Consider the following 26,045-nt stretch of genomic DNA (forward strand, 5'->3'; position numbering starts at 1 on the left):
TCGGACTAACTACCCTCAAGGCATGTCCGTCCCCCCGGCCCCCGCCCCCACCCCGCCTCCCGAAGGCAGCCCGGACCCGGCGGAGGTCGCGGCGCAGGCGACCCGCAGCCTCCAAGGGCTGTCGACCGAGCTGACCGCGCGCGTACCGCAGCTCCTGGAGGCGATGCGTTCCGTCGGCACCGGGCTGGAGCTGCACACCACCCTGGACCGCATCTGCGAGACCGCGGCCGAGCTGACGGACGCCCGTTACGCGGCGATCGGCGTCGTCTCCGAAGACGGCGACGGTCTCGCCGACTTCGTCTACCACGGCATCGACGAGGCCACCGCCGCCCGCATCGGCCGCCTCCCCGACGGCCACCGCGGGCTGCTCGGCGCGCTCATCCACCAGCCGGAGACGCTCCGCCTCGCCGACCTCGCCGCCGACCCGCGCTCCTGCGGCTTCCCCGCCCACCACCCGCCGATGCGCGGCTTCCTGGGGGTGCCGATCCGCGTCCAGGGCGAGATCTTCGGCAACCTCTACCTCACGGAGAAGCGCGACGGCGGCGAGTTCAACGACTACGACGTGCACATGGTCCGCGTCCTGGCCACGGAGGCGGGCATCGCGATCGGCAACGCGCGCCTGTACGAGGCCGCCAAGCAGCGCGAGCGGTGGATCGACGGCTCCGTGGCGGTCACCACGGCGCTGCTCTCGGGCTCCGACGCGGAGGACGCGCTCGCGGTCGTCGCGGAGCAGGCGCGCCATCTGGCCGACTCGGCCGCGGGCATCGTGCTGCTGCCCGACGAGGAAGGCGGCATGGAGATCGTCGCCGTGTCCTCGGACCGGCCCACCGGGGCGCTCGGTGTGGCGGTGCCTCCGGAGAGCCGCATCATCGCCGACCTGCTCGACGGCCAGGCCGTGTTCATCGACGACGCGGCCACCGACCCGCGCATCATGACCGACCTCGCGCGCGAGTACGGGCCCGCCATGATGCTGCCCCTGCAGAGCGACGGCCGGGTCCTGGGGACGCTCGTCACGCCCCGCGCGCGTGGGGCACGCCCCTTCACCGAGGCCGAGCGGACCCTCGCCACCCAGTTCGCCTCGCAGGCCGCGCTCGCGCTCATGATGGCCGAGGCGCAGCGCGACCGGGAGCGCCTCGCCGTCTACGAAGACCGCGACCGGATCGCCCGCGATCTGCACGACCTCGTCATCCAGCGGCTCTTCGCCACCGGGATGATGCTGGAGAGCGCCCAGCGGCGGTCCGTCGTGCCGGAGGTGCAGCAGGGCGTCGGCAAGGCCGTCGACGAGCTGGACGTGACGATCCAGGAGATCCGTACGGCCATCTTCGCGCTCCAGCAAGGGCCGGCCGAGGCGCCCGCCGGGCTGCGCACCCGCGTCCTGCGCGAGATCAACATGGCGGCCGTGCCGCTCGGCTTCAAGCCCTCGCACCACTTCGTGGGCCCCGTCGACACGGTCGTCGGCGAGCTCACCGGCAAGAACCTCATCGCGGCCCTGCGCGAGGCCCTGTCCAACGCGTTCCGGCACGCGCAGGCCGCCCGGATCGACGTCGTCGTCGACTCCACGCTGATCCTGCCGGACGGGCAGCAGGGCGTACGCCTGACCGTGGCGGACGACGGCGTCGGCATCGCGGAGGGCGGCCGCCGCAGCGGCCTGAAGAACCTCAAGCGGCGCGCGGAATCGCTGGGCGGCGCGAGTTGGTACGGGCCCGGGATCGGGGATGACGGGGGCGGGACGACGGTGGTGTGGCAGGCGCCGTACTGAGGTGCCGGGGGCTTGCGGGGGTGTCCTCCGGGGCCGGGCGGGGTCTTCGGAGGCGCCCCCGCCGACCCGCCTGGTGCCCGCCGTGAGGGCCTGCGGGGGCGTGCGGGGCGCGGCCCCTGTTCGGCGGTACCCACGTGCGCCGTACGGGTCACCGGGTCCCCCACGCGCAGGAGTTCCCCAGGCGCCGCGCGCCCGTGCGGGCAACGATCCGGGACATGCGTCCCCTGCCCTGCCGCCCGCTCGTCGTACCGGTCCTGCCGGTCCTGTTGTGCGCGCTCGTCGCCCTCGGCGTCCCCGGGACCGCGGCCGCCGACGAGCGGGACGGGAGCGACGGCCATGGCGGGGGCAGCACCAGCGCGAAGGTGGCACGCCTCTACGGAGAGGCCCAGTCGGCCACCTTCCGCTACGAAGTGGGGCGGCGCGCGGCCGGGGTGCAGCGCGCCCGCGTCAAGCACCTGGACCGGCTGCTCGCCGAGGAGCGGTACGCGGTCGCCGTGCTGCGCGAGGACCTGGGCCGGATGGCCGCCGCCCAATACCGCTCCGGCGGCGGCCTGCCGCTCACCGCGCGGCTGCTGCTCGCGGACAACCCCGACGAGCTGCTGCGCGGCAGGCGCGTCGTGGGGCAGGCGGACCTCGCCGTCACCAACACCGTCGCCCGGACGCAGCGGGCCGCGGCCAGGCTCGCCACGGCCCAGCGGTCCGCCACCCGGGCCCGGGGCGTGCTCGACCGGCGTGAGGCGCGCCTGGCACGCCTGAAGCGGGACATCGAGGCGAAGCTGGAGTCGGCGCGGTGGACGCTGCAGCAGGAGGCCGACGCGTCGGCCGCCGCGGGCCGGTGCCGGGGCGCCGTCCGGCTCGCGCAGCCGGAATCGTCGGCTACGCGCGCGTGGGTGCCGCCCGTGGAGACGTACGAGCTGTCGGCGGGCTTCGACAGCGCGGGCGCGCGCTGGGCGGCCCGGCACACCGGGCAGGACTTCGCCGTCGGCATCGGCGCTCCGGTGCGGTCGGTGGGCGCCGGGCGGGTGGTGCGGGTGGGCTGCGGCGGCGGCTTCGGCATGGAGGTCGTGGTGCGACACGAGGACGGCTATTACACGCAGTACGCGCACCTGGCGTCCGTCGCCGTCGACCAGGGCGAGCGGGTACGCACCGGGCAGTGGGTCGGCCAGGCGGGCACCACCGGCAACTCGACCGGCCCGCACCTGCACTTCGAGACCCGGCTCACGCCGGACCTGGGCTCGGGGGTGGATCCGGTGGCGTGGCTGGCGGAGCGGGGCGTGGGGCTCTAGCGGGCGCTCTCGCCGGAGCGGGCGGCCAGTATTCGTTCGATGACCACGGCCACGCCGTCCTCGTTGTTGGCGACGGTGCGGCCGGAGGCGGCGGCGATCACGTCCGCGTGGGCGTTGCCCATGGCGTACGAGACGCCTGCCCAGGTGAGCATCTCGACGTCGTTCGGCATGTCTCCGAAGGCGACGACTTCCTCGTGGCTGATGCCGCGCTCGGCGCAGCACAGGGCGAGGGTGCTGGCCTTGGAGACGCCGGGGCCGCTGATCTCCAGGAGCGCGGTCGGGCTGGACCGGGTGATCTCCACGCGGTCGCCCACGGCCACGCGGGCCAGGGTCAGGAACGCGTCCGGCGACAGCTCGGGGTGGTGGGCGAGGACCTTGAGGACGGGCTGGTCGGCGCTGTCGGACTCGGCCGTGAGGAGCTTCTCGGCGGGCGCCACGCTGACGGCGGGGTCCAGGTGCAGCGGCGGGTAGGCCGGTTCGTGGTGCACCCCGCCGGTCCGCTCGATCGCGAACGACGTACCGGGCGCCGCCGCGCGCAGGATGCCGATCACGTCCAGGGCGATCGCGGGCTCCAGCTCGCGCACCATCACGAAGCGGTGGCTGCCGGGGCCGCCGTGCAGGTCGACCACCGCGGCGCCGTTCCCGCAGATGGCCAGGCCGTGGCCGTGTACGTGGTCGCTGACGACGTCCATCCAGCGGGCCGGGCGCCCGGTCACGAAGAAGACCTCGATACCGGCCGCCTCGGCGGCGGCGAGCGCGGCGACGGTGCGCTCCGAAACGGACTTGTCGTCGCGCAGCAGCGTGCCGTCCAGGTCCGTGGCGATCAGCCGGGGCGGAACGGAGGGAGCCGGGATGCGGGGCCGCGGGGTGGTTGAGGTCACGTACGCGATTGTCCCGCATGTGCGCGCACGGGTGTGTGGCGGGGCGCACATCTGAGTACGTCTCACACCCGTGCGCCCCTGCCCCACCTCTGGTCGACCGGGGCGAGTGGAGGCGGTGATGGGTTGTGACGGAAGCGACCCGTGCCCGAGCGACCCGTGCCGCGGAGTGCCCCGCGCCGCCGCAGCCGTGCGTCAGAGCTGGGCGAGCGCCTCCGTGGCGATGCGCTCGAAGACCTTCTCGTCCGCGCCGAAGTCCGTGCCGGGCAGCGGCCAGTGCAGGACGATCTCGTCGATGCCGAGCGCGGCGTGCTTCCCCGCGAAGTCGACGAAGGCGTCGAAGGAGTCCAGCGGGCGGTCCGGGGTGAAGCCGGTGAGCAGCACCTTGTCCAGCTCGTCGACGTCCCGGCCGACGTCCGCGCAGGCCTTGCCGAGCTTGTCGAGCTGGCCGCGGATGGCCTCCAGGGACTGCTCGGGGGTGCCCGTCGCGGAGATCTTCGGGTCGCCCGTCGTCACCCAGGCCTGCCCGTGCCGCGCGGCGAGCCGCAGGCCTCGGGGCCCGGTGGCGGCCACGGCGAACGGCAGCCGGGGGCGCTGCACACAGCCGGGGATGTTCCGCGCCTCGTACGCCGCGTACCGCTCGCCCTCGTACGTCACCGAGTCCTCGGTGAGCAGCCGGTCGAGGAGCGGCAGGAACTCCCCGAAGTGGTCCGCGCGCTCCCGGGGCGTCCAGGGCTCCTCGTCGGCGCGGCGGAGCGTGGTGGCGTCGAAGCCGTTGCCGCCCGCGCCGATGCCGAGCGTGACGCGGCCGTTCGACACGTCGTCGAGGGTGATCAGCTCCTTGGCGAGCGTCACCGGGTGCCGGAAGTTCGGCGAGGTGACGAGCGTGCCCAGGCGGATCCGCTCGGTCGCGGCCGCGGCGGCCGTCAGCGTCGGCAGCGCGCCGAACCAGGGCCCGTCGCGGAAGGTCCGCCAGGAGAGGTGGTCATAGGTGTACGCGGTGTGGAAACCGAGGTCCTCCGCGCGCTGCCAGCGCTCCTTGCCCCCCTCGTGCCAGCGGCGGACGGGCAGGATGACGGTGCTCAGACGCAGACTCATACCTTCGAGCGTACGACTGTCCGGAAGCCCGGATTCCCGTCGGGATCGGGTGCCCGGACGGTCTCGGCGGGCCGCTGAGCGGCACGTCACCGCTCCGGCCGGGCCTTTCGTCCGCCGCTGCCCGGCTCAGCGGACCCGGGCGTTCAGCCACGGCGTGAGCGAGATCATGGGGATCAGCTCCTTGTACGTCTCGTCGCCGGGCAGCGGTACGACCAGCCAGTAGCCGGGCGGGAAGCGGCGCCCCTTGACGTACGCGAGGCCGCCGAGGACCGACCGCACGAAGCCGGGCACCGCGTCGCGCGGGACGTCGTGGCACTCGACGCCGTCGACGTCGATCAGCGCGTCGTCGTCGGGGTAGAGGCGCACGGAGAGCCGCGGGGAGCCGCCGAACTCCACGTACGCCTCGTGCGGCAGCGAGCCGTCCGGGTCCGTCGTCACGTCGAAGCCCGCGGCGCTGCGGCGGGAGGTCTGGTCGGCGCCTATGTCGTGCGTGACCTCGATCTCCCGCTCGTGCTCACGCGCTATCGCGCGCAGCGCGCCGACGGCGGCCTCGGTGCTGTGCAGATGCTCCATGTCTCCCGATCATGCCTGGTCGGCGGCGCGGACGCGGCTGTTCCGGGCAGCGCTCGGCAGCGCGGTCGCGGCTGCTTCGCGCGGCGGTCGGCGGCGGCTCGGTCGTCGGTTGTGCACGCGGCGGTCGGCGGCGCGGTCGCCGGTCGTCGCGCGTTCGCTCGTTCTCCGCGCACTCGATTTCCCGCCATCCACTTTTCATCGAGGAAATTCGACCCACAGGTTTGATCCACAACCAAGTCCGGTTATCCACAGGCTCGTTGGCGATTCTGTGGACAACTCTCAGGCGAGAGGCGGCTTTTGGGGAACTAGTTACTTTTTGCTGTGGTTTGAGGCAAGAGTATCCAATGTCCTGCTCTGTACTTCCCGTTCAGTCGCCGCCGCGATGAACGCCGCCGCGTTCTCCCGGCCAACGAGCTCCTGAACAGCGCGCATTGTGTCGGCGGGCAGGCCCACGTACTCGGGCTCGTCGCCCGGTCGGAGCGGCTCCTCGGCGACGAGGTGGCGGCGCAGGTTCCGGGTGGCCAACATCCTCATCGCACGCGCGAGTTCCGCGTCGACCGACTTCTGCGCCAGCGGGCGCAGGCGACGGATGAGAGAGGCCGCCTCGGCCGCGTCGGCCTCGGTCGGCGGATGATCCCCCAGGTAGCGCGCGAAGACGTACTCGTTGGTGAACTCCAGGAAACGGGCCGCGATGTGCTCGACCTGCCCCCTCAACTCCCGCAGATGGCCGGAGATCGCCGACAGCGGCACCCCCGCCGCGTGCAACTCGGCGGCCACCGCCAGCTCTTGCGGGCTCGGCACCAGGAACTCGTCGTCGTTCCCCGGCAGCGGCTCAAGGACGCCGAGCGCGACCGCGTCCGCCACCGCCGCGAGGTCCGGGACGCCGCCGAACGCCTCGATCAGCTCCGCCCGCGTGATCCGGTCGGCCTTCTCGTCCGTCCAGGGCCCGTCGACCTCCGCGACCAGGCCGAGCACCCCGCCCAGGCCGCGGCCCGCGTCCCAGGCCTCCAGGAGCTCCTTGATGGAGGCCAGGGTGTACCCCCGGTCCAGCAGGTCGGCGATCTGGCGCAGCCGGGCCAGATGCGCGTCCCCGTACACATTGGACCGGCCGCGCCGCTCGGGCCGGGGCAGCAGGCCGCGGTCCTGGTAGGCCCGGATGGTGCGCACCGTGGCACCGCTGTGGTGGGCGAGGTCCTCTATGCGGTACTCGACGCGCGGCTCACCAGGGGCGGGCACCGACACCTGGGGCACAGCCGCCTCGGCCGCCGAGCCCTCGGACGTCCCTGCCTCGGCCGTCGGACCCCCGGCCGCCTCCGCCGCCCGCACCTCCGCCCCGCCCGCGGCCGCGGCCTCAGCTTCTTCGTGCCACCGCTCCGTACGCGACCCCGTGGCCGACCCGTCCTCCACCACGCTTCCGCCCTTCCCGACGCTCCGTGCTAGGCGATCGCCGCGCGCGCCGCCACCGCCGCCGCGGTCCGTGCCGCGGGCGACTGCGCCAGATAGTCGACGGCCTTGCGCAGCGAGCCCTCCTGCGACGGATGGTACGACCGCCGCAGGTAGCGGGGTACGGCCGCGCCGAGCTTCCGCATGGAGGGCAACAGGCCCTTGTCGACCGCTCTGTTGTACGTCCAAGGGGTCAGTCGCGGCCTCCCCGCCGCCCCCGCCGCTCCTGCCCCTCCTGCCGTCCTGGCCATCGCCGCGAGGCGCGGGTCGTGGCGGATGAGATAGGCGCTGCCCCAGATCCACAGGTAGAGCATCACCGGTGCCGTGACCGCCATGGCCGCGACCCGGCGTGCGTACCGGGGCGCGCCCGTGCCGCCGCAGTGCTGGTACATGTCGAAGGCGACCGCGCGGTGCTCGACCTCCTCCGCGCCGTGCCAGCGCAGCAGGTCGAGCATGACCTCGTCGGCCCCGGCCCGGTCGAGCCCGTCGGCGGCGAGCACCCAGTCGCCGAGCACCGCCGTGAACTGCTCGATGGCCGCCACCACCGCGAGCCGGAACCGCAGCCACTCCTGGGTCGACACCAGCGGCCCCAACGGCGTCCGCTCGCCCAGGAGCCGCTCGAAGAGGAAGTCGACGTACTTCGTGAAGTCGGCCGTGTCCAGGCGCTGTGCCGCCAGGTGGTCGAGCACGTGCGCGTGCTGGACGCTGTGCGTGGCCTCCTGCCCCATGAAGCCCTTGACGTCCTTCAGGAGCACCGGGTCGGTGACCAGCGGCAGGCCCTCCTTGAAGACCTTCACGAACCACCGCTCCCCCGCCGGGAGCAGCAGGTGCAGCACGTTGATGACGTGCGTGGCGACGGGCTCGTCCGGGATCCAGTCCAGCGGCGTCCCGTCCCAGTCGAAGGCGACCCGGCGCGGAACGATCGCGTAGTGCTCGTCGGTGTCAGCGGCGGGGCCGCCCGCCGTGTGCTCCAGGGGCTCCGGTTTCTCCGTGCTCACAGCGGTGGCTCCAATCGGGCTATCGCGCGCAGGGCCTTGGGCGTGAAGCGGGACATGAGGTGGGCACCGCGCGCCTCCGGGGTGACGGGGACGACGGCCTGATTGCGCACGACGGCGCGCAGGACGGCGTCGGCGACCTTCTCCGGGGGGTAGTTCCGCAGGCCGTAGAGGCGGGCGGACTTCTTCTGGCGGCGCTTCTCCTCGTCGGCGGTGACCCCGGCGAAGCGGGCGGTCGCCGTGATGTTCGTGTTCACGAAGCCCGGGCATATCGCCGAGACCCCGATGCCCTGCCCGGCCAGCTCCGCGCGCAGGCACTCGCTGAGCATGAGGACGGCGGCCTTCGACGTGCTGTACGCCGGGAGGGCCTTGGAGGGCTGATAGGCCGCCGCCGACGCGGTGTTGACGATGTGCCCGCCCTGGCCGCGCTCGGCCATCTGCTTGCCGAACAGACGGCACCCGTGGATCACGCCCCACAGGTTGACGTCGAGGACCTTCTTCCAGTCCTCGGAGCTGGTGTCGAGGAAAGAGCCGGACAGGCCGATGCCCGCGTTGTTCACCAGGACGTCCACCACGCCGTACTCCGTGGCGACCTTCTCGGCCAGCTTCTCCATGGCCTGCTCGTCGCTGACGTCGACCGCCTCCGCCCAGGCCGCCGGGGCGCCGACGAGCCGGGACAGCTCCGCCGTGCGCGCCGCGCCCTCCGCGTCCCGGTCGACGGCGACGACCCGCGCGCCCGCCTCCGCGAACGCGAACGCCGTGGCCCGCCCGATCCCGCTGCCCGCGCCCGTGACCAGGACCAGCTGGCCCGCGAACCGCTCGGCGTGCTTGCCGGGCGCCGGGGCCGCCGCGCTCGCCAGGGCCGTCGGACCGCCGTCCTCATGGGCCGTGACGAACTCCGTGATCCACGCGGTGAGCTGGTCCGGGCGGGTGCGCGGCACCCAGTGCTTGGCCGGGAGCGTGCGGCGGGTCAACTGCGGGGCCCACACGTCCAGGTCGTCGTACAGCTTCTCCGAGAGGAAGATGTCGCCGGAGGGGACGATGAGCTGCACCGGGGCGTGCGCGTACGCGTCCGCGCGGGGCCTGCGCAGCCGGGCGCGGACGTTGTCGCGGTAGAGCCAGGCGCCGTGCGCGGCGTCCGACGGCAGCGACAGCGTGGGATAGCCGTCGGCGGGGACCTTCTCCAGGCGCTGGAGGATCTTCGGCCAGCGCTTGCCGAGCGGGCCGCGCCAGGCCAGCTCGGGCAGGACGGGGGTGTGCAGCATGTACACGTACCAGGACTTGGCGCCCTGGCCGACGAGTTGGGCCGCGCGGCGCGGGGTCGGCCGGGTCATGCGCTTCTTGATCCAGTGCCCGAAGTGGTCCAGGGACGGGCCTGACATGGACGTGAAGGACGCGATGCGGCCCTGCGTGCGCTCGACCGTCACGAACTCCCAGGACTGCACCGAGCCCCAGTCGTGGCCCACCAGGTGCACCGGCTTGTCCGGGCTGACGGCGTCCGCGACGGCGAGGAAGTCGTCGGTGAGCTTCTCCAGCGTGAAACCGCCGCGCAGCGGCTTCGGCGCCGTCGACCTGCCGTGCCCGCGCACGTCGTACAGCACCACGTGGAAGCGGTCCGCCAGGCGCGTGGCCACCTCGGACCACACCTCCTTGGAGTCCGGATAGCCGTGCACGAGCAGCACGGTGGGCCGCGCCGCGTCGCCCAGCTCGGCGACGCACAGCTCCACGCCGCCCGTGCGCACCCAGCGCTCACGCGCACCCAAGAGATCCACGGTGGTCATGCGGCAGCCCTTTCCTCGGCCCAGCGCCGCACGTGCGGCAGATCGTCGTCCAGCCAGAAGGCGCTCTGCTCGGGGTCCTTGGAGTCGGTGACGACCAGGATCTCCTCGAACTTCGCGCCCGTGCCGCGGAAGCCCAGATGCGGCTCGACCGCCCACAGGCCCGGCTGCGGCGGGTGATCGGAGAACTTGTACGGCGACCACAGGGGCGACCAGCCGTCCCGGTGGCCGTGCAGCGCGTCGCTCGCGAGGCCCTTCAGGGCCTGCGTGCCGAACCCGAAGACGTGCGGGGAGAGGCGGCGCTCCTTGACCCGGTCGACCTTGTGCGCGATGACGCCGAAGGGATACGCGCGATGGCGGTTGGCGTACCCCTGGCGGACCATGAGCCGGTCCACGTTCTCGTAGATCTCGCGCAGCGGGCGGCGCTCGCGCACCTCGCGCAGGATCAGCTCGCGGTGCGCCTCCAGGTCCGCGAGCAGCTTGTCGTGCACGGGGTTGAGGCCCAGGCAGCCCGAGTAGCCGATGTCGGCCGTGCAACCCTGGAACACCGGGGCCATGTCGAGGATGAAGGGCATCCCCGGCTCCAGCCTGCGGTTGGTCGGGAAGAACTGCAGGGGTATGCGGAAGTTCGTGAACGCCGTGCGGTCGCCGAACCAGGCGAACGGCAGGTGGAACCAGTCCCGCACGCCCCGCTCGCGCAGCCAGTCCCGCTGCATCCGCGCCGCCTCGCGCTCCGTCACCCCCGGCTTGAGCTGGGCGGCGACGGCTTCCGCGCATGCGTACGCGAGGGCCTGCACCTGCCGGAACCCCCGCAGCTCCGCGGCGAGTTCACCCTGCACTGCCGAGGTCATGGCTGAGGTCATGCCACCGTCCGTCCGTCGTCTCCGCACGGGTGCGCCGTCCGTTCACGCGCTCGCGAGCACGCACCCGCCCTGTCGTCTCCGTACGCGTTCGTAACTTGACACTGATGAATGTGACAATGGCTGACGGCTACGTCAATAGGTCTGCATGAGCCTGCGGGACAGGTCCGGAAGTTCCCCGAGGGGACGAAGCGGTACGACTCCCGTTCTTCTCGGGGTCGACTTACGGACGACCCCTACGGGCCCGTAATACTCGAGAGTGACGGGGGATCGAGCCCCAGGGCTGACGACCCGGTGTGGTCCGCGCCACTACGTTCGAACCGTGACTGTGATCGCGACCGAAAGCCTGAGCATGCGGTTCCCCCGGGTGACCGCACTTGACCGGCTCTCCATGGACATCGGACCCGGTGTGACCGGACTCGTCGGAGCCAATGGAGCCGGCAAGTCCACCTTGATCAAGATCCTGCTGGGTCTGTCCCCCGCCACGGAGGGCCGTGCAGCCGTGCTCGGCCTCGACGTCGCCACCGAAGGCGGCCGGATTCGCGAGCGCGTCGGCTACATGCCCGAGCACGACTGCCTGCCGCCCGACGTCTCGGCCACCGAGTTCGTCGTCCACATGGCACGCATGTCCGGCCTGCCGCCGGCCGCGGCGCGCGAGCGCACCGCGGACACCCTGCGCCACGTCGGGCTCTACGAAGAGCGCTACCGCCCCATCGGCGGCTACTCGACCGGCATGAAGCAGCGCGTGAAGCTCGCCCAGGCGCTGGTGCACGACCCGCAACTGGTCTTCCTCGACGAGCCGACCAACGGCCTCGACCCGGTCGGCCGCGACGAGATGCTCGCCCTGATCCGCCGCGTGCACACCGACTTCGGCATCTCGGTCCTGGTCACCTCGCACCTCCTGGGCGAACTGGAGCGCACCTGCGACCACGTCGTCGTCATCGACGGCGGCAAGCTGCTCCGCTCCAGCTCCACCACGGACTTCACCCAGACCACGGCGACCCTCGCCGTCGAGGTCACCGACAGCGACGAGCACCCGGACGGCACCGCCGCTCTGCGCGCGGCCCTCCAGGGGCGCGGCGTCGCCACGCAGGACGACGGCGGCGGCCTCCCCGGCGCCGGCCACACCGTGCTCCTGGAAGCCGCGGGTGAGGAGACGTACGACCTCGTCCGCGACGTGGTCGCCGACCTCGGCCTCGGCCTGGTCCGGATGGAACAGCGCAGGCACCACATCGCGGAGGTCTTCCGCACCGCCGACAACGCCGCCGCCGACAACGCAGAGACGGGCGGGCCCGGCGAGAACCAGCGTGCCGCGCAGGGCGAGCCGGACGGCCAGGTCTCCGAGCGCGCCGCCGCCTGGGCGGCCACCGCTGCCGCCGCCGAAAAGACGGGAGGCGGTCGCGATGCCCGCTGACTCCACACAGATCCACAACATCGGCTACCGCCACTACGACGGCCAGCGCCTGGGCCGCGCGTACGCGACCCGCTCGCTGTTCTCGCAGAGCCTGCGCGGCGCCTACGGACTCGGCCGCTCCGCCAAGTCCAAGGTCCTGCCGATGATCCTCTTCGGGGTCATGTGCGCGCCCGCGCTGATCATGGTCGCGGTCGCCGTGGCCACCAAGGCCAACGACCTGCCGGTCGACTACACGCGCTACGCCATCATCCTCCAGGCCGTCTTCAGCCTCTACCTGGCGGCCCAGGCCCCGCAGACCGTCTCCAGGGACCTGCGGTTCAAGACCGTGCCGCTCTACTTCTCCCGCCCCATCGAGCGCGTCGACTACGTACGCGCGAAGTACGCGGCGCTCGCCAGCGCGCTGTTCATCCTCACGGCCGTCCCGCTGCTCGTGCTCTACGTAGGAGCACTGCTCGCCAAACTTGACTTCGCCGACCAGACGAAGGGATTCGCCCAGGGGCTGGTCTCCGTGGCTCTGCTCTCCGTGCTCTTCGCCGGCATCGCGCTGCTCATCTCGGCGGTCACCCCGCGCCGCGGCCTCGGCATCGCCGCCGTCATCGCGGTCCTCACCATCCCCTACGGAGCGGTGTCCACCGTCCAGGCGATCGCGCACGAACAGGGCAGCGGCGGCGCCATCGGCTGGCTCGGCCTGTTCTCGCCGATCACCCTCATGGACGGCGTGCAGACGGCCTTCCTGGGCGCCACGTCCGCCTTCCCCGGCAAGGAGGGCCCCTCGACCGGCCTGGGCGTCGTGTACGTCCTCGTCGTCCTCGCCCTCATCGCCGGAAGCTACGCCGGCCTGCTGCGCCGCTACCGAAAGGCCGGGCTGTAACCATGACGTCCCTCAGCATCGACCACGTCTCCCGCTGGTTCGGCAACGTGGTGGCGGTCAACGACATCACCATGACGATCAGCCCCGGAGTCACCGGCCTGCTCGGCCCGAACGGCGCCGGGAAGTCCACCCTCATCAGCATGATGGGTGGTTTCCTCGCCCCCTCCACGGGCAGCGTCACCCTGGACGGCCACCCCACCTGGCGCAACGAGACCATCTACAAGCACCTCGGCATCGTCCCCGAGCGCGAGGGCATGTACGACTTCCTCACCGGCCGCGAATTCGTCGTCGCCAACGCCGAGTTGCACGGCCTGGGCAAGAAGGCCGCCCAGCGCGCCCTCGCCACGGTCGAGATGGAGTACGCGCAGGACCGCAAGATCTCCACGTACTCCAAGGGCATGCGGCAGCGCGTGAAGATGGCCTCCGCGCTCGTCCACGAGCCGTCCGTGCTGCTGCTCGACGAGCCCTTCAACGGCATGGACCCGCGCCAGCGCATGCAACTCATGGAGCTGCTGCGCACGATGGGCGACGACGGCCGCACCGTCCTGTTCTCCTCGCACATCCTCGAAGAGGTGGAACAGCTCGCCTCGCACATCGAGGTGATCGTCGCCGGACGGCACGCGGCCAGCGGCGACTTCCGCAAGATCCGCCGCCTGATGACGGACCGGCCGCACCGCTACCTGGTGCGCTCCAGCGACGACCGCACGCTCGCCGCCGCACTGATCGCCGACCCGTCCACCGCGGGCATCGAAGTCGACCTCGACGAAGGCGCGTTGCGCATCCAGGCCGTCGACTTCGGCCGCTTCACCACCCTGTTGCCACGCATCGCCCGCGAACACGACATCCGGCTCCTGACCGTCTCGCCCTCGGACGAGTCGCTCGAGTCGGTCTTCTCCTACCTCGTCGCGGCCTGAAGGGAGTCACCGTGTACGACCCGACTGTCGCCCGGCTCACCTACCGGGCCCTCCTCGGCCGCCGCCGGGCCCTCATCCTCTTCGCCCTGCCGCTGCTGCTCATCGTCATCGCCGTGGCGGTACGCGCCCTCAGCGGCGCCGACGACCAGGTCGCCTCCGACCTGCTCGGCGGGTTCGCGCTCGCCACGATGGTGCCGATCATCGGCGTCATCGCGGGCACCGGCGCGATCGGCCCCGAGATCGACGACGGCTCCGTGCTCTACCTGCTGTCCAAGCCGGTCAAACGGCCCACGATCATCGTCACCAAGCTCACCGTCGCCATCGCCGTCACCATGGCGTTCTCGGCGCTCCCCACGTTCATCGCGGGCATGATCCTCAACGGCAACGGCCAGCAGATCGCCGTCGCCTACACGATCGCCTCCCTCGTCTCCTCCATCGCGTACGCGGCGATCTTCCTGCTGCTCGGCACGATCACCCGTCACGCGGTGGTCTTCGGCCTCGTGTACGCCCTCGTGTGGGAGGCGGTCTTCGGATCGCTGGTCTCCGGAGCGCGCACGCTCAGCGTCCAGCAGTGGTCGCTAGCCGTCGCCCACAAGGCCGCCGACGGCGGTGACCTGGTCACCTCCGACGTGGGTCTGCCCGCCGCCGTGATCCTGCTGATCGTCGTCACCGCCGGGGCGACCTGGTTCGCGGGGCAGAAGCTGCGGACGCTGACGCTGGCCGGTGAGGAGTAGGCCGCTCCACCGGGGTTACGGGGTACGGGGCAGCGGGGTCGCGGGTGCGGCCCCGCTGTCGCGCGTGGGGGTGCTTGACGTCTTGACGGTGTCTTCACCCTCGTGCCGGGACACTTGGTGGGAGGGGGATGCTGCAGGAGTGTCTTGGAGGTGCCGGTATGGCATCGGACGACGGTCGGGACGAGGAATCCGCGGGCGCCGAGGGCGGCGTCTGGGACGACGTGGTCCTCGACGACGACTTCATACGGTCCGCCGAGGCCGCCGAGCCGTCCGCTCGGGCCCGGATGCTGTCCGCGCGGTGGCGGGAGCGGGCGCCCGAGCCGCAGCCGTGGCGGTCCGACGAGCCGCCTGCCGGGTGGTTCTTCAGTCGGCGGCGGAAGAAGCGGCGGCGCAAGTAGGTGCCCGGCGACCGGGTGTCGGTCTCTGCCGGGAGGAAAATCGGTGGCGGGGCGTGCGGGGTGCTCGGCAGAGTAGTGGGTGTCACCGCGTCGGGGTCCGCCCCGGTGCTCACCTTCTGGGAGAGGGGCCGATGATGTTCAACCACCCGTCGTCGTGCCCCCGGCAGGACGATCCGGGTCGGGCTCCGGAGTAGTCACTACACTCCGTCCGAGCCGTGCCACGGGGGATCGTCCGGGGCGGCCGCTTCGAGCGCGTGGTTCGCTGCGCGGGCCGCCCACCCAACGTTGCGCTGGGCCGGGCTCGGGGTTACGGGAGCATCCCGTGCCCTGGGCCCGGCCCTCGTGCATGTGTGACCGACGGCGCCGTTGCCGGAACGGCAGCCGTTGCGGCGGCAGCGTTACGGCAGCAGGCGTTCCAGGACCACCGCGATGCCGTCCTCCTCGTTGGACGTCGTCACCTCGTCCGCTACTGCCTTGAGGTCGTCGTGGGCGTTGGCCATGGCCACGCCGTGGGCGGACCAGGCGAACATGGGGATGTCATTGGGCATGTCGCCGAAGGCGATCGTGTCCGCGGCCTTCACGCCGAGGCGCCGGGCAGCCAGGGACAGACCCGTCGCCTTCGTCAGGCCGAGCGGCAGGAGTTCCACTATGCCCTCGCCCGCCATCGTGACGCCCACGAGATGCCCCGCGGCCTGCTGCGCCGCGGCCGCCAGGTCGTCGTCGCTCAGCCCGGGATGCTGGACGTACATCTTGGTGAGCGGCGCCGCCCACAGCTCCGCCACGTCGGTGAAGGGGACGGCGGGGAGCGGGCCCTCCTGGACCACGTACCCGGGGCCGACCAGGACGTCGCCGTCCAGGCCGTCGCGGCTCGCGGCGAGGGCCAGCGGGCCGACCTCCGCCTCGATCTTGGCGAGGGCCAGGCCCGCGAGCTGGCGGTCGAGGGTCACGGAGGTCAGCAGGCGGTGTTCGCCCGCGTGGTAGACCTGCGCGCCCTGGCCGCACACGGCGATGCCTTCGTAGCCGAGGTCGTCCAGGACGTGCCGGGTCCAGGCGACGGAGCGGCCCGTGACGATGATGTGGGCCGCGCCCGCCGCGGTGACCGCGGTGAGCGCGTCCCGGGTGCGCGCCGAGACCGTGTCGTCGGGGGACAGGAGCGTCCCGTCGAGGTCGGTCGCGACGAGCGGGTACGGAAAGGACGGCGTGCCGCCCGTGGCAGCGGTGCTCACTTGGCGGTGGGCTCCAGGATCTCCCGGCCGCCCAGATACGGCCGCAGGACCTCGGGGACGCGCACGGAACCGTCGGGCAGCTGGTGGTTCTCCAGGAGCGCCACGATCGTGCGCGGCACCGCGCACAGCGTGCCGTTCAGCGTCGAGAGCGGCTGGACCGTCTTCTTGCCGTCGCGCTCTGCACGCATGCGCACGGACAGGCGGCGGGCCTGGAAGCTGTCGCAGTTCGACGCGGACGTCAGCTCGCGGTACTTGCCCTGGGTGGGGATCCACGCCTCGCAGTCGAACTTGCGCGAGGCGGAGGCGCCCAGGTCGGCGGAGGCGACGTCGATCACCTGGAAGGGCAGTTCGAGGCCGGTCAGCCACTGCTTCTCCCAGTCCAGGAGCCGCTGGTGCTCGGCCTCGGCGTCCTCGGGCGCCACGTACGAGAACATCTCGACCTTGTCGAACTGGTGCACCCGGAAGATGCCGCGGGTGTCCTTGCCGTACGTCCCGGCCTCGCGGCGGAAGCAGGGCGAGAACCCGGCGTACCGCAGGGGGAGCTTGTCGGCGTCGATGATCTCGTCCATGTGGTACGCCGCGAGCGGGACCTCGGACGTGCCGACCAGGTAGAAGTCGTCCTTCTCCAGGTGGTAGACGTTCTCGGCCGCCTGGCCGAGGAAGCCGGTGCCCTCCATGGCGCGCGGGCGCACCAGGGCGGGGGTCAGCATCGGGGTGAGCCCGGCCTCCGTGGCCTGCGCGATCGCCGCGTTGACCAGCGCCAGCTCAAGCAGCGCGCCGACGCCCGTCAGGTAGTAGAAGCGGGAGCCGGAGACCTTCGCGCCGCGCTCGACGTCGATGGCGCCGAGCGCCTCACCGAGCTCCAGGTGGTCCTTGGGCTCGAAGCCCTCGGCGGCGAAGTCGCGGATCGTGCCGTGCGTCTCCAGGACGACGAAGTCCTCCTCGCCGCCCACCGGCACGTCCTCGTGCACGAGGTTGCCGAGCTGGAGCAGCAGGCGCTTGGTGTCCTCGTCGGCCGTGTCCTGCTCGGTGTTCGCGGCCTTCACCGCGGCGGCGAGCTCGCCGGCCTTCTTCAGGAGCTCGGCCTTCTCGTCGCCGGAGGCCTTGGGGATGAGCTTGCCAAGCGCCTTCTGCTCGGAGCGCAGCTCGTCGAAGCGGAGCCCGGAGGACCTGCGCAGCTCGTCGGCGGAGAGCAGGGCGTCGACGAGGCCGACGTCCTCTCCACGGGCGCGCTGAGAAGCGCGAACACGGTCGGGGTCCTCACGAAGCAGGCGAAGGTCAATCACCCCTCAAGGCTACCGTCGCCCGGTTCCGGCCCACGACTTGATATTCACTTCAAGGGCGATATGACCGTTTTGCCGGAATGGGAATTCTTGCGAGTGACGTGCGGATGTCGCCAGGGTGGCCGGAGATCGCCGCGCGTCCTGAGGGTCAATAAACCGGACGCGAATCCCCGAAACGGGGCAGATGTCTGCCGCCGCCTTGACTCGATCCCCTTGTGGGAAACGGGACTTGGGGAGCCGGTTGTCCACAGGAATGGAAGCATCCGAAAAGTTATCCACAGGCTGTGCGAAAGATCTGTGGACACCGGAACGGGCCGCTCCGAATGCCGCCTCCACGTCGATGGATTCCTGCCCCAAACCTGCTCTGGACCAACTTTCGAGTGGAAATGGTTAACTCCAAAGAGTTGATCAATGGAAAAGAATGGACGAGGGGTGATGTGCGGGGCTGTGGACGCGACTGGGTCCTGAGGGTCGCTATGTCGACGATGTCGTACGTCGTTGTCGACTTGTCCCCAGATCGAGAAGGGCACCTGTGGATAACTTCTGTGGACAACATAAATCTGCAGGTAGTACTGCGTTTTCAGCCAGGCGGGAGCCCGACGGGAGGCCTTTGCGAAGCCCCGGAGAACGGCAGGTGACGGGGCGGCGAACACCAGGGCGAATGCCCGGGTGAGGGTTCGGGCGAAGGGTCGGGCGAGGGGTTCAGGCGCGGGTTCAGATGAACGCCGAGAACCGGCGAATGCCTAGAACCGGCCGTCCTGGCATTGCGTCAGCCAGTCCGACGCCGCCAGGAACTCCTCGTCGGACGTCCCCGGCCGCAGCGGCCGCACATCCGCCACCGCCACCCCCGCACGCGGATACGACCCAAGGAAGCGCACCTTCGGGCAGATCCGCTTCAGGCCCATCAGCGCCTCGCCCACCCGGCGGTCGGTGATGTGGCCCTCGGCGTCCACGCTGAAGCAGTAGTTGCCGATGCCCTGTCCGGTGGGGCGCGATTCGATCCGCATCAGGTTGACCCCGCGTACCGCGAACTCCTGGAGCAGTTCGAGCAGCGCGCCGGGGTGGTCGTCGCCGAGCCAGATGACCAGGGACGTCTTGTCCGCGCCGGTGGGCGCCGCGGGCCGCCCCGGGCGGCCGACCAGGACGAAGCGGGTGGCCGCGTTGGCCGCGTCGTGGATCTCGGTGACCAGCGCCTCCAGGCCGTACGTCGCCGCGGCGAACGCGCCCGCGAACGCCGCGTCGAACCGGCCCTCCTGCACCAGGCGGGCGCCGTCGGCGTTCGACGCCGCCGACTCCCACAGCGCGTCCGGCAGGTGCTCGCCGAGCCAGTTGCGCACCTGCGGCTGGGCGACCGGGTGGCCGGTGACCGTCTTGATGTCCTTGAGCTTGGTGCCGGGGCGGACCAGGAGCGCGAAGGCGATCGGCAGGACCACCTCGCGGTAGATCATCAGCGGCGTGCCCTTGGCGAGCTCGTCGACGGTCGTCGTGACACCGCCCTCGACCGAGTTCTCGATCGGCACCAGGGCCGCCGCGGCCTCGCCGCCGCGCACCGCGTCCAGGGCGGCCGGGACGGACACCATCGGGACCAGCTCCCGGGTGGCCGCCTCCGGCAGGGTGCGCAGGGCCGCTTCCGTGAAGGTGCCTTCGGGGCCGAGGTAGGTGTAGCGCGTCGCCGACATGGCCTCACCCTAATGCGCCGGGTGAGGCGGAGGTCGTCCGTTGTCCAGCATGCGAACGATGGCGAACTCCGGTCGACAGATGACGAAAGTCGACAGATGACGAAACCCGTCACCCGTCACCCCTCCAGCAACCTCTGCCCCACGTACTCGCCGCTCCCCGCACCCCCGGGCACCGCGAACAGCCCGCTCGCCTCGTGCCGGATGAACTCCGACAGCGCGTCCCCCCGGTCGAGCTTGCGCTGCACCGGTACGAAGCCCTTCAGCGGGTCCGCCTGCCAGCAGATGAAGAGGAGCCCGGCGTCCGGTTCGCCCTTGGCGTCGAAGCCGGCGTGGTACGAGAAGGGGCGGCGTAGCATCGCGGCGCCGCCGTTCTGGTCGGGGCGGGTGATGCGGGCGTGGGCGTTGAGGGGGACGACCAGACGGCCGCCGGCGCCGGTCTTCTCCAGCTTCATCTCGGTGGTCTCCGTGCCGCCCGTCAGCGGCGCCCCGTCGGCCTTGCGGCGCCCGATGACGTCCTCCTGGGCCTTGGTGGCCAGCTTCTCCCAGTCGTCGAGGAGCATCCGGATGCGGCGTACGACGGCGTAGGAGCCCCCGGCCATCCAGGCGGGGTCCGTGCCGTCCGCCTTCTCGGGCACGAAGATCCGCTTGTTGAAGTCGTCGTCGGACGGCTTCGGATTGTTCGTGCCGTCGATCTGGCCCATCAGGTTGCGGGCCGTCATCGGGCGGGCGGTGGCGCCGGGCGAGCGGTTGAAGCCGTTCATCTGCCAGCGCACCTTCGCGGCCGCACCGGCCTCCCGCTGCAGCGCGCGCAGCGCGTGGAAGGCGACGAGCGGGTCGTTCGCGCCGATCTGCACCCACAGGTCGCCGCCGCTGCGGGACTTGTCGAGGCGGTCGGAGGAGAAGTCCGGCAGCGGGTCGAGGGCGGCCGGGCGCTGCTTCTCCAGGCCGGTGCGGCGGAAGAAGCCGTGGCCGAAGCCGAAGGTGACGGTGAGCGCGGAGGGGCCCGCGTCCAGGGCGATGTCGGTGTCCGCGCCGGCCACCGGTTCGCCCGCCATCAGCCGCTTGGCCGTGGTCGACCAGCGGCGCAGCAGGGCGGCCGCCTCCGTGCGCCCCGCGCCCGGCGCGAGGTCGAAGGCGATCAGGTGGCCGCGGGACTGCACGGGCGTGGTGATCCCCGGCTGATGTTTCCCGTGAAACATCACCTCGTCCGTGCCGAGCGACGTCAGGGCCGCCCGGGAACCGCCCGTGGAGTCGGACGAGTCCGAGGACGCCGCGGCGTACCCGGCGGCGCCGCCCGCCGCGCCGAGCGCGAGGCCGGTGGCGCCCGCTGTGCCGAGCAGGCGCCGTCGCGAAATGGTGTGGTCCGCCATGGTGGGTCAGCCGATCTGCACGTTCTTGTCGAGGGTCACTTGGTCGATGTCGGAGGTGCGCACGGTCAGTTTGACCTGCCACTTGCCGGTCATCGGGATCTGCACTCCGCTCGCGCTCCAGTGTCCGGTCGCGATGCGGTCGGGGGCCACGGGCAGCGGTCCCACGTCCTTCGCCTTGAGGGTGAAGGACACCTTGACCTCGGGGAGGTCGAAGGCGCTGCCGTTGGGGCGGGTCGCGTAGACGTGCAGGTCGTTGCTGCCGGTGCGGCCGGGCGTCAGCTCCATGCGGACGGCGCCCTTGCCGTCCTCGCCGCCGGTGTCGAACGGGAAGTCGACCTTGACCGGGCCCGCGGGCTGCTGGGCCGAGGTGGAGGCGGCGTTCTTGGCCTCCTCCTCGGTGCGGCCCGGTTCGGTGCTGGTCAGGATCGTGGTGACGGCGAGCAGGACGACGGCGACGCCCGCCTCGGCGAACACCGAGCGGCGCAGGCCGGAGCGGTGCGGGTCGGCGTCGCGGAGGCGCTTCTGGCGGGCGGTGTCCATGGCGGCCTGCTGCCGGGCGAGCTGCGCGGACCGCTTGTCCTGGCCGGGGGCCTTGGTGTCGGCGGCCTTGGTGCCGGACGCCTTGCCGCCGTTGCTCTTGCCGTCGTCGGCCTTGTCGCCGCTGCCCTTGCTGCCACCGGCCTTGCCGCCGTTGCTCTTGCTGTCGGTGGCCTCGATGTCCGCCGAGATGCCCGTCTTGGAGCTGTGCGCCACGGCGACGGGCTTCTTCTTCTTGGTCGAGGTCTTGGTCGAGGTCTTCGCCGAAGCACCGGTCGCACCCGTCGCACCGGTCGCACCCGTCGCACCGGTCGCACCAGCCGTACGCGAGGACGTCGCCGTACCCGCCCGCTGTTCGACGACCGCCACGGCCGCGGCCTCCGGCGCCACACCCCCGGCCTCCCCCGCGATCCGCCCCGTCCACCGCCGCGACACCGACGCGACGCCCACGAGGACGACGACGAGGCCGATCTTGACGAGCAGCAACTGCCCGTACCCGGTCTCGACGAGCGCGGTCCAGGAGCCGACCTGCCGCCACGACTGGTAGAGGCCGGTCGCCGCGAGCGTCACCACACTGGCGAACGCGACGCGCGAGAAGCGGCGCACCGCCGCCGCGTCGATGTCCGGAGCGCGGTACAGGCAGAGCAGCAGCGCCGCGAGCCCGCCGAGCCAGGCGGCGACGGCCAGCAGGTGCAGGACGTCGACGGGCATCGCGATCCCGGCCTGGATGCCGGTCGAGGCGTGCTCGGCGAGCGCCCAGGTCGCCGCGATGCCGATGGCGACCACGCTGCCGCCGATGGCCAGGCCAAAGGCGAGGTCCCGCTTCTCCTTGGCGTCCTCGCGCCGCTCGTACGCGCCGAAGAGCACGGCGATGAACAGCGCGGCGGCCGCGAGCAGCAGCAGCCGCGACACGAGCGCGGCGCCGGTCTTGGTCTGCAGTACGTCGCCGAGCTTCGCCAGGTCGAAGGCGTCGCCGAGCTTGCCGGAGCCGGTGTAGGGCGCCCGCAGCAGCAGCGTCACCAGGGTGGCACCGGTGAGGGTGAGCCAGCCGCCGACGACGAGGCGCTGCAGCGGCCGGACGCCCGCGCCGCGCTGCCAGCAGCCGAGGACGAAGGCGGCGCCGCCGACGACGACGGTGAACCCGGCGTACGCGAAGTAGCGCGCGATGTCGTAGAGGGTGCCGACGAGGCCGCCGCCGACGTCCTGGTCGGGCAGCGAGACCTTGGTGGCGGAGGGCGCGCCGATGGAGAAGGTGAAGGCCCCGGCGATGGGGTGGCTGTCGGCGGAGACGACCTGGTAGGCGACGGTGAAGGTGCCGTCGGGCAGGCCTGCCCGCAGCTTCACGCCGTAGGAGTGCGAGCCGAGGTCGCTGGTCTTGCCGGTGTCGACGCGCTTTCCCGCGGGGTCGAGGACCCGGACCGAGCCGTCGGACATGGCGACCTTCTCGGAGAAGGTCAGTGACACCCGCTCGGGTGCCTTGTCGACCACCGCTCCCTGCTTGGGGTCGCTCCCGGTGAGCGCGGCGTGCGCGTCGGCGGGCGCCGCGGCGGCGAGCAGTGAGCCGAGGACGGCGCCGATCAGGGCGACGGCGACGAGCAGCAGTCGTCCGTAGCCGGTCAGGGCGGCCGGCCCCGGGCGGGGAGCGGTGGTCCGCATCAACTCTTCAGTCCCCTCAGTGCGACGAGTGCTTGTCGGTCGACGAGTGCTTGTCGGTGGTGGAGCGGGTCTTCGCGTTGCTCGGGTCGTGCCGCATGCCGTCGTGCTCGGCGCTGTCGTGCCGCATGCCGTCGTGCTCGGTGCCGTCGTGCTGCATGCCGTCGTGCTTGTTGCCGCTGTCCTGCTCGGCGCTCTTGTCCTTGGTGCTGTCGGAGGAGCTGGCCGGGTTGTACGTGGCGGGCTTCACCGGCATGGCGACGGTGATCGGCTTCGACTTCTCGAAGCGGAGGGTGACCTCCACCTTGTCGCCCTGCTTCGGCTTGTGCTTGAGCTTCTCGAGCATGATGTGGTTGCCGCCGCGCGAGAAGTCGAGCCTGCCGTTCGCGGGCACGGTGAAGGACTTCCGCTCCTTCATCGTGGAGCCGACGGTGGCGTGCAGGGTGACGCTGCCCGCGAGCGGGCTGGAGGCGGAGACGAGCTTGTCGGCCGCGCCCTTGTTGGTGACGGTGAAGAAGCCGCCGGCCATGTCGTCCATCGCCGGTACGGGGATGTAGGCGCCGCCGACGGTCAGTTCGGGCTTCGAGGCGGCCGCGCTGTCCTGGTCGGACTTCTTGGACTTGTCGGAGTCGCCGCAGCCCGCGAGGACGAGGCCCGCGGTCAGGGCGAGGGCGCCGCCGGTGAGGAGACGGCGGCGGCGGGTGATGCGGTGGTTCACGGGTTCTGTCCCTTGAGGATCTTGGGGAGGTCCTGCTCGTAGTCCTTGGCCGTCGCGTCCTTGCCGTTGTAGACGACATAGCCGGCGTCGGACTTCGGCGAGAAGGCGATGACCTGCGTGCCGTGCATCGATTCGATCTTGCCGTTCTTGAGCTTCTTGGACGGCTCGATGCTGATGCCGACGGTGCGGGCGCTGCCCTGGATGGTCGGGAAGTCGCCGGTCAGACCGATGAACTCGGGGTCCTGGGCCTTCAGCCACTTGCCGAGTTCCTTCGAGGTGTCCCGCTTCGGGTCGGTGGTGACGAAGACGACCTGGAGCTTGTCGAGGTCGGCCTTCGTGACGGCCTTCTTCTGCAGCAGGCTCTTCTTGGCGACGGCGATGTTGCTCATCGTCAGCGGGCACACGTCGGGGCAGTTGGTGTAGCCGTAGTAGAGGAGCACCGGCTTGCCCTTGGTCTGCTCGCGCAGGTCGTACTTCTTGCCGTGGGTGTCCGTCAGGATCAGGTCCGGCTTCTTGAACGGCTTGTCGAGAACCGTCGCGGCTTCGTCCTTCGCGGACTCCATCGACACGTCGGCGACCGGCTTCTTGCTGTCGCCGTCGCCACCGCCGCACGCGGTCAGGGTGACGGCGGCCGCGGTCAGGAGCGCGGCGGCGGTGAGCGTCTTCGTGGTCTTCTTGCTCAACTTGCGCATACGAAAATGTCCCAGATGTGAGGGGGCCGGGACGCGCCGGGGCCGGGGCCCGCGGCGCGTCCCGCGGGTGGCTCAGCTGCTGCGGCGGCGTCCGGCGAGCACACCGAAGGCCACGCCCGCGGCGCCGACGACGATGCCGACGATGCCGAGGGTGCGGGCGGTGGTGTCGCTGCTGTCGCTGTCCGAGGCGCTCTCTTCCTTGCCGCCGGACTTCGCGCCGGCCTTGTCGGCCTTGTTGTCGGCGGCGGCGCCGTGGTGGTCCTCGGAGGCGGCGCTCAGCGCGAGGGCGGGCGCCGGGAAGTCGGGCTCGTCCTGGCCCTTCTGCTGCGGCTCGATCCAGCGGACGACTTCCTTGTTGCTGTACGTCTGCAGCGCCTTGAAGACCATCTGGTCGGCGTCCTCGGGGAGCTGGCCGAGGGACAGCGGGAACTTCTGGAAGGTGCCGGGCTCGACGCCCTTGCCGTCGGCGGTCCAGGTGACCTTGGAGACGGCCTCGTCGATCTTCTCGCCGTGGATCTCGATCGGCTTCTTCAGCTTGGTCTTGGTGACCTTCGCCTTCCAGCCCGGGATGGGCTGCGTCATCACGGACGCGAGCGGCTGGTCGGCGGGGAAGGTGATCTCCAGCTTGGTGGTGGAGGCGTCGTCGCGCTCGTTGGGGACCTTGAAGTTGACGGTCGCGTAACCGCCCTTGGCGGCGACGCCCTCGGGGCTGACGCTGACGTGCGCGAAGGCGGGGACGGCGGAGAGCAGCAGGACGGCGGAGGCGGCGGTACCGGCGACGACGGAGACGCGGGTCAGGGACTTCATGGCGGAATGCTCCAGTTTCGGCAGGTGGTCACGGCGGTCGTGCCCGTGGTGAACGGTGAATACGGCCGTACGCACTGAGGTGTTCGGAAGGGGACGCGAAGCGCCGGGCCGTGCGGCCACGCGCGCGTGCGTGCGGGTGCGCCACGCGGCACCCCCTCCGGATGGATGCCGGGAGGAGCGGTCCGCGTCAGGCGGCGAGTGCGAGGGCGGCGGCCGCGGGCGGGCCGCGCCGGATCACCGTGTCCTCGAGCGCGACGGCCCGGAGCCGCGGCGGCGCCACGGTGCGCGGGGCGCGCGCGGGGCCCGTGGCGGGTGCGCCGAGGAGCCCGGCGCGCAGGACTCGTACCAGCGCGAGAGCAGCCCGGAGGGAACGTACGAGCGCCGCCTCGGCGACTCCGTACGCCCCCTGGGCGGAGAGCCGCACGAGGCGGGCGAGCGCGAGGTCGCCGCGGCGCAGCAGCCAGCCCGCGGCGAGGGCCGCGAGGACGTGCGCGAGCAGCATCGGAAGGGAGGGCAGGAGCGCGGCAGGGCCGGTCGGGCCCAGCGAGCCCATGGAAGGCAGCGCCGTCATCGACGGCATCGAGCCCGCCGTGTGCGCCGCCGCCTCGGCCCCCGCGTGGGCGTGTGCTCCGTGTGCGCCGCCCGACGGTTCGAGGCCCGCGCTCTGCAGGATCTGCCGGGCCTGGGCGGGCGTGATGGTCGCCCCGGCCGCGCCGCACGCGATGCGCGCCGCGCGCTCGACGAGCGAGGCGGCCCCCGAGCCGCCGCCCGCCGCTGACGTGCTCATCGCCATGCTGTGCTGCTGGCCGAGGCCGAACAGCGCGTGCAGGGCGAGCTGTCCGACGGCCAGCGCCCCCGCGATCCCCGGCAGCGACCGCTCGCGCCCGGCGAGGGGCACGGCGACGGCGAGGACGCCGAAGAAGGCGGCGATCAGCGTCCACCAGGGGACCGAGGCACAGGACGCGAGGACATGGCCCCCGGCGGACAGCACGACGCAGACCGCGGCGAAGGTCGCGGCCCGCAGGAACCGGACATCGGCTCCTGCGCGTGTCTGACGCGGGTGGGGGGCAGTCATGGCC

General features: G+C 71.8%; 23 protein-coding genes. 7 read left to right on the forward strand and 16 right to left on the reverse strand.

Features of this window, described 5'->3' with window-relative positions; genetic code table 11:
- The first annotated feature begins 22 nt into the window (after window positions 1-22).
- Both IE274_RS27540 and IE274_RS27545 read left to right on the forward strand, forming a co-directional pair.
- Window positions 23-1,759, forward strand: a complete 1,737-nt coding sequence (locus tag IE274_RS27540) for a GAF domain-containing sensor histidine kinase (protein ID WP_190118587.1) — start codon at window positions 23-25, stop codon at window positions 1,757-1,759.
- Between the two features lie 215 nt (window positions 1,760-1,974).
- Entirely contained in the window at window positions 1,975-3,045 is a 1,071-nt protein-coding gene (locus tag IE274_RS27545; RefSeq protein ID WP_190118588.1) for a M23 family metallopeptidase, read from the forward strand.
- On the opposite strand, the gene IE274_RS27550 is transcribed toward IE274_RS27545, so the two are convergent.
- The 7 genes from IE274_RS27550 to IE274_RS27580 form a co-directional block, all read right to left on the reverse strand.
- Window positions 3,042-3,926, reverse strand: a complete 885-nt coding sequence (locus IE274_RS27550) for an HAD hydrolase family protein (RefSeq protein WP_190118589.1) — start codon at window positions 3,924-3,926, stop codon at window positions 3,042-3,044. The two genes, IE274_RS27545 and IE274_RS27550, sit on opposite strands and share 4 nt — an antisense overlap.
- Before the next feature lie 192 nt (window positions 3,927-4,118).
- Window positions 4,119-5,021 carry an LLM class flavin-dependent oxidoreductase gene (locus IE274_RS27555; RefSeq protein ID WP_190118590.1) on the reverse strand — a complete coding sequence of 301 codons (903 nt, stop codon included), beginning with the start codon at window positions 5,019-5,021 and terminating at the stop codon, window positions 4,119-4,121.
- Between the two features lie 126 nt (window positions 5,022-5,147).
- On the reverse strand, window positions 5,148-5,594 hold the full coding sequence (locus IE274_RS27560; protein WP_190118591.1) for a hypothetical protein: 447 nt from the start codon (window positions 5,592-5,594) through the stop codon (window positions 5,148-5,150).
- A 309-nt stretch (window positions 5,595-5,903) separates the two neighbouring features.
- Entirely contained in the window at window positions 5,904-6,830 is a 927-nt protein-coding gene (locus IE274_RS27565) for a MerR family transcriptional regulator (RefSeq protein WP_190118672.1), read from the reverse strand.
- 200 nt (window positions 6,831-7,030) lie between these two features.
- Window positions 7,031-8,011 (reverse strand): metal-dependent hydrolase, encoded by a 981-nt coding sequence (locus IE274_RS27570; RefSeq protein WP_190118673.1) that lies wholly within the window; start codon window positions 8,009-8,011, stop codon window positions 7,031-7,033.
- 20 nt (window positions 8,012-8,031) lie between these two features.
- On the reverse strand, window positions 8,032-9,813 hold the full coding sequence (locus IE274_RS27575; protein ID WP_190118592.1) for an SDR family oxidoreductase: 1,782 nt from the start codon (window positions 9,811-9,813) through the stop codon (window positions 8,032-8,034).
- Window positions 9,810-10,661: a M24 family metallopeptidase gene (locus IE274_RS27580; protein WP_190118674.1), complete on the reverse strand. Its 852-nt coding sequence runs from the start codon at window positions 10,659-10,661 to the stop codon at window positions 9,810-9,812. Before IE274_RS27580 ends, IE274_RS27575 begins: the two co-directional genes overlap by 4 nt.
- A gap of 361 nt (window positions 10,662-11,022) precedes the next feature.
- On the opposite strand from IE274_RS27580, the gene IE274_RS27585 reads away from it, so the two are divergent.
- From IE274_RS27585 to IE274_RS27605, 5 genes are all read left to right on the forward strand, one after another.
- A complete protein-coding gene (locus IE274_RS27585; RefSeq protein WP_190118675.1) occupies window positions 11,023-12,084 on the forward strand; it encodes an ABC transporter ATP-binding protein in 1,062 nt (353 codons plus the stop codon).
- A complete protein-coding gene (locus tag IE274_RS27590; RefSeq protein WP_190118593.1) occupies window positions 12,074-12,955 on the forward strand; it encodes an ABC transporter permease in 882 nt (293 codons plus the stop codon). The genes IE274_RS27585 and IE274_RS27590 overlap by 11 nt, the downstream gene beginning before the upstream one ends.
- Window positions 12,956-12,957: 2 nt before the next feature.
- Window positions 12,958-13,869, forward strand: a complete 912-nt coding sequence (locus IE274_RS27595; RefSeq protein ID WP_190118594.1) for an ABC transporter ATP-binding protein — start codon at window positions 12,958-12,960, stop codon at window positions 13,867-13,869.
- Between the two features lie 11 nt (window positions 13,870-13,880).
- Window positions 13,881-14,603: an ABC transporter permease gene (locus tag IE274_RS27600; protein WP_190118595.1), complete on the forward strand. Its 723-nt coding sequence runs from the start codon at window positions 13,881-13,883 to the stop codon at window positions 14,601-14,603.
- Between the two features lie 158 nt (window positions 14,604-14,761).
- Window positions 14,762-15,001: an SGM_3592 family protein gene (locus IE274_RS27605; protein WP_190118596.1), complete on the forward strand. Its 240-nt coding sequence runs from the start codon at window positions 14,762-14,764 to the stop codon at window positions 14,999-15,001.
- Window positions 15,002-15,399: 398 nt separating this feature from the next.
- On the opposite strand, the gene IE274_RS27610 is transcribed toward IE274_RS27605, so the two are convergent.
- The 9 genes from IE274_RS27610 to IE274_RS27650 form a co-directional block, all read right to left on the reverse strand.
- Window positions 15,400-16,227: an HAD family hydrolase gene (locus tag IE274_RS27610; RefSeq protein WP_190118597.1), complete on the reverse strand. Its 828-nt coding sequence runs from the start codon at window positions 16,225-16,227 to the stop codon at window positions 15,400-15,402.
- Window positions 16,224-17,513, reverse strand: coding sequence for a serine--tRNA ligase (gene serS, locus IE274_RS27615; RefSeq protein ID WP_190118598.1), 1,290 nt, complete (start codon window positions 17,511-17,513; stop codon window positions 16,224-16,226). The genes IE274_RS27610 and serS overlap by 4 nt, the downstream gene beginning before the upstream one ends.
- A 740-nt stretch (window positions 17,514-18,253) precedes the next feature.
- Window positions 18,254-19,189, reverse strand: coding sequence for a prephenate dehydratase (gene pheA, locus IE274_RS27620; RefSeq protein ID WP_190118599.1), 936 nt, complete (start codon window positions 19,187-19,189; stop codon window positions 18,254-18,256).
- A gap of 116 nt (window positions 19,190-19,305) precedes the next feature.
- Entirely contained in the window at window positions 19,306-20,559 is a 1,254-nt protein-coding gene (gene efeB, locus IE274_RS27625; protein ID WP_190118600.1) for an iron uptake transporter deferrochelatase/peroxidase subunit, read from the reverse strand.
- A 6-nt stretch (window positions 20,560-20,565) separates the two neighbouring features.
- Window positions 20,566-22,752: a copper resistance CopC/CopD family protein gene (locus IE274_RS27630; RefSeq protein ID WP_190118601.1), complete on the reverse strand. Its 2,187-nt coding sequence runs from the start codon at window positions 22,750-22,752 to the stop codon at window positions 20,566-20,568.
- Window positions 22,753-22,768: 16 nt separating this feature from the next.
- Entirely contained in the window at window positions 22,769-23,467 is a 699-nt protein-coding gene (locus tag IE274_RS27635) for a copper chaperone PCu(A)C (RefSeq protein WP_190118602.1), read from the reverse strand.
- A complete protein-coding gene (locus IE274_RS27640) occupies window positions 23,464-24,159 on the reverse strand; it encodes an SCO family protein (RefSeq protein ID WP_190118603.1) in 696 nt (231 codons plus the stop codon). Before IE274_RS27640 ends, IE274_RS27635 begins: the two co-directional genes overlap by 4 nt.
- Window positions 24,160-24,231: 72 nt before the next feature.
- The gene (locus IE274_RS27645) at window positions 24,232-24,966 is read right to left on the reverse strand and encodes a YcnI family copper-binding membrane protein (RefSeq protein ID WP_190118604.1); all 735 of its coding nucleotides are present in this window, start codon (window positions 24,964-24,966) and stop codon (window positions 24,232-24,234) included.
- Window positions 24,967-25,153: 187 nt separating this feature from the next.
- Complete coding sequence (locus IE274_RS27650; protein ID WP_190118605.1) at window positions 25,154-26,041, reverse strand: hypothetical protein; 888 nt, start codon at window positions 26,039-26,041, stop codon at window positions 25,154-25,156.
- Window positions 26,042-26,045: the final 4 nt, after the last annotated feature.

It is taken from the genome of Streptomyces flavofungini (genome assembly GCF_014650815.1).
Lineage (GTDB): Bacteria > Actinomycetota > Actinomycetes > Streptomycetales > Streptomycetaceae > Streptomyces > Streptomyces flavofungini.